The organism is Methylobacterium sp. WL116 (assembly GCF_008039455.1).
Classification (GTDB): domain Bacteria; phylum Pseudomonadota; class Alphaproteobacteria; order Rhizobiales; family Beijerinckiaceae; genus Methylobacterium.
In genome coordinates, this window is sequence record NZ_VRUV01000597.1 from 1 (window position 1) to 2,549 (window position 2,549).

Genomic DNA, 2,549 nt, shown 5'->3' on the forward strand with positions numbered 1-2,549 from the left:
GCGGCGATCCGCACCAGCGCGCCCGCCTCGGGCAGGCGGCCACGGCCGCCGAGACCGCGCGCCTATTCGTGGAGCATGCCGCCCGGCTGGCGACGACGGAGCCCGTCGAGGGCGACCGGGCGGTCGCCTACGTCGCCCTCGCCCGCGGCGCGGTCGAGCGGGCGGGCCTCGACGCGATCGAGCTGGCCCAGCGCTCGGTCGGCCTCTCCGGCTTCCTCGAAGCCCACCCGCTCGAGCGGCTGGTGCGCGACCTCGCGACCTACCTGCGCCAGCCGGCCCCCGACGGCGCCCTCGTCAGCGCGGCGGCCTACGTCGCCGGGGCCGACGCCCCGGTCCACGCGCTCTGGCACGACCCCGAACCGACCTGACAGCCGCATCGACGCACGACCCCGTCGCGCCGAGCCCTGCGAACCGCCGAGACCCGATGCGCGCCGACGCCTTCCTTCCCCTCCTCGACACCCTGCCCGTTGCCGACCTCTCGGCGATGGCGACGCGCGGCCTCGTCGTGGTCGCCCCCCATCCCGACGACGAGAGCCTCGGCTGCGGCGGCCTGATCGCCGAGGCGCGGGCGCGCGGCCTGCCCGTCCGGCTCGTCGTCGTCAGCGACGGTTGCGGCTCGCATCCGAATTCCCGCCTGTACCCGCCCGAGCGGCTGCGCGACTTGCGCGAGGACGAGACCCGCCGGGCGGTCGGCGAGCTCGGGATGGCGCCCGAGCACGTCGCCTTCCTGCGCCTGCCCGACGCGCACGTGCCGAGCACCGGCGCGACGGCGCAGGCCGCGGCCGAGGTAATCGCGGACGCCGTGCGCGAGAGCGGGGCCGATGCGGTCTTCGTCACCTGGCGCCACGACCCGCATTGCGATCACACCGCGGCGGCCGACATCGTCGGGCTCGCCCGCCCGCTGATCCCCGGCATCCGCGCCTACGCCTACCCGGTCTGGGGCTGGACCCTGCCGCCGGAGCGCGAGGTCGGGCCGGCGCCGACCGGATTCCGGCTCGACGTCGAGGCGCACCGCCCCGCCAAGCGCCGGGCGGTCGCGGCGCACGCCTCGCAGACGACGCGGCTGATCGCCGACGATCCGGACGGCTTCCGCCTATCGGAGGCGATGGTCGAGCGCCTGTGCGGCCCCTACGAACGCTTCGTGGAGCTGCCGCGATGAGCCGCCGCGCCGACTCGCTGACGCCGGATTACTTCGCCGGGCTCTACGGCGCCGACCCCGATCCCGATCCGTGGGGCTTCACCACCAGCGCCTACGAGGCCGCCAAGTACGCCGCGACGCTCGAAGCCCTGCCGCGCGAGCGCTACGCCTCGGGCCTCGAGATCGGCTGCTCGATCGGCGTCCTCACCCACCGGCTCGCGCCGCGCTGCGCGGCGCTGCTCGGCATCGACGTGGTCGAGACCGCGCTCGCCGCCGCCCGCGCCCGCAACGCCGCGATGCCGTGGGTGCGTTTCGAGGCCTGCGCGATCCCGGATACGTGGCCGGCGGGCCGGTTCGACCTGATCGTGCTGTCGGAGGTGGCGTACTTCTTCTCGCGCGCGGACGTCGCGCGGATCGCGGCGCGGATCGGGTCGTCGATCCTGCCCGGCGGCCACATCGTGCTGGTGCACTGGCTCGGCGAGACCGACTATCCGCTCTCGGGCGACGCCGCGGCCGAGGCCCTGATCGCGGATGCGCGCTTCGCACGGCCGGTGCATCGGATCCGCGCCGCCGAGTACCGCCTCGACGTGCTGCACGTGGACGGGGTCGCGGCCGAGGTCTCGGCGTGAGCGTCAGCGTCGTCACCCTGAACAAGGGCCGCGGGCACCATCTCGCGCGCCTGCTCGAAGGCCTCGGGCGCGGCGCGCCGCCGGCGGAGGCCGTGATCGTCGAGATGGGCGGCGACGACGGCCCGCTGCCGGATCTCGGCTTCCCGGTGCGGCGCAGGCATCTGCGGCGCGACGGCCTGCCCCTCGCCGCGGCCCGCAACGCCGGACGCCGCGCGGCGTCCGGCGACGTCCTGGTCTACCTCGACGTCGATTGCATCCCGTCCGCGACCCTGGTGTCCGGGCTCGCCGCATCCGTCGCCGAGCACGACGGGCTGATCTGCTGCGAGATCCGCTACCTTCCGGGCGCGGCGGTCTCCGACGGCTGGACCGAAGCCGGCCTCGACCGGGTCGGCCACCGCCATCCGGCGCGCCGCTTCCCGGAGGCCGGCGTGATCCCGGCGCCGCAACCGGGCCTGTTCTGGTCGCTCGCCTTCGCGATGCGGGCCGCCACCTACGACCGCATCGGCGGCTTCGACGAGGGCTTCACGGGCTACGGCGCCGAGGACACCGACCTCGCCTTCCGCGCGGCGCAGGCCGGGGTGCCGGTGCTGTTCGCCGGCGGGATGCACGCCTTCCACCAGCACCACCTGTCCTGCGACCCGCCGCTGCAGCACTTCACCGACATCGTCGCCAACGCCCGGCGCTTCCACCGACGCCACGGGATCTGGCCGATGGACGGCTGGCTCGACGCCTTCGCCGGGCTCGGGCTGGTGGCGGCCGACCGCGCCGGCGGCCTCGCCGTG

4 protein-coding genes are annotated in these 2,549 nt (G+C 75.7%); all 4 read left to right on the forward strand.

Annotated elements, in window-relative coordinates; genetic code table 11:
* Positions 1–368, forward strand: a 368-nt coding sequence (locus FV223_RS25020; RefSeq protein ID WP_147729491.1) for an acyl-CoA dehydrogenase family protein, incomplete at its 5' end; no start/stop codon positions are given.
* 56 nt (positions 369–424) lie between these two features.
* The gene (locus tag FV223_RS25025) at positions 425–1,159 is read left to right on the forward strand and encodes a PIG-L family deacetylase (protein ID WP_147729492.1); all 735 of its coding nucleotides are present in this window, start codon (positions 425–427) and stop codon (positions 1,157–1,159) included.
* A complete protein-coding gene (locus FV223_RS25030) occupies positions 1,156–1,767 on the forward strand; it encodes an SAM-dependent methyltransferase (protein ID WP_147729493.1) in 612 nt (203 codons plus the stop codon). The genes FV223_RS25025 and FV223_RS25030 overlap by 4 nt, the downstream gene beginning before the upstream one ends.
* The coding region (locus tag FV223_RS25035; RefSeq protein WP_147729494.1) for a galactosyltransferase-related protein at positions 1,764–2,549 on the forward strand (786 nt) is incomplete at its 3' end. The genes FV223_RS25030 and FV223_RS25035, both read left to right, overlap by 4 nt.

Excerpts from the sequence above, each read along its gene's own strand:
- FV223_RS25025 (WP_147729492.1), top strand. The coding sequence starts at position 425 with ATGCGCGCCGACGCCTTCCTTCCCCTCCTCGACACCCTGCCCGTTGCC.
- FV223_RS25030 (WP_147729493.1), top strand. The coding sequence starts at position 1,156 with ATGAGCCGCCGCGCCGACTCGCTGACGCCGGATTACTTCGCCGGGCTC.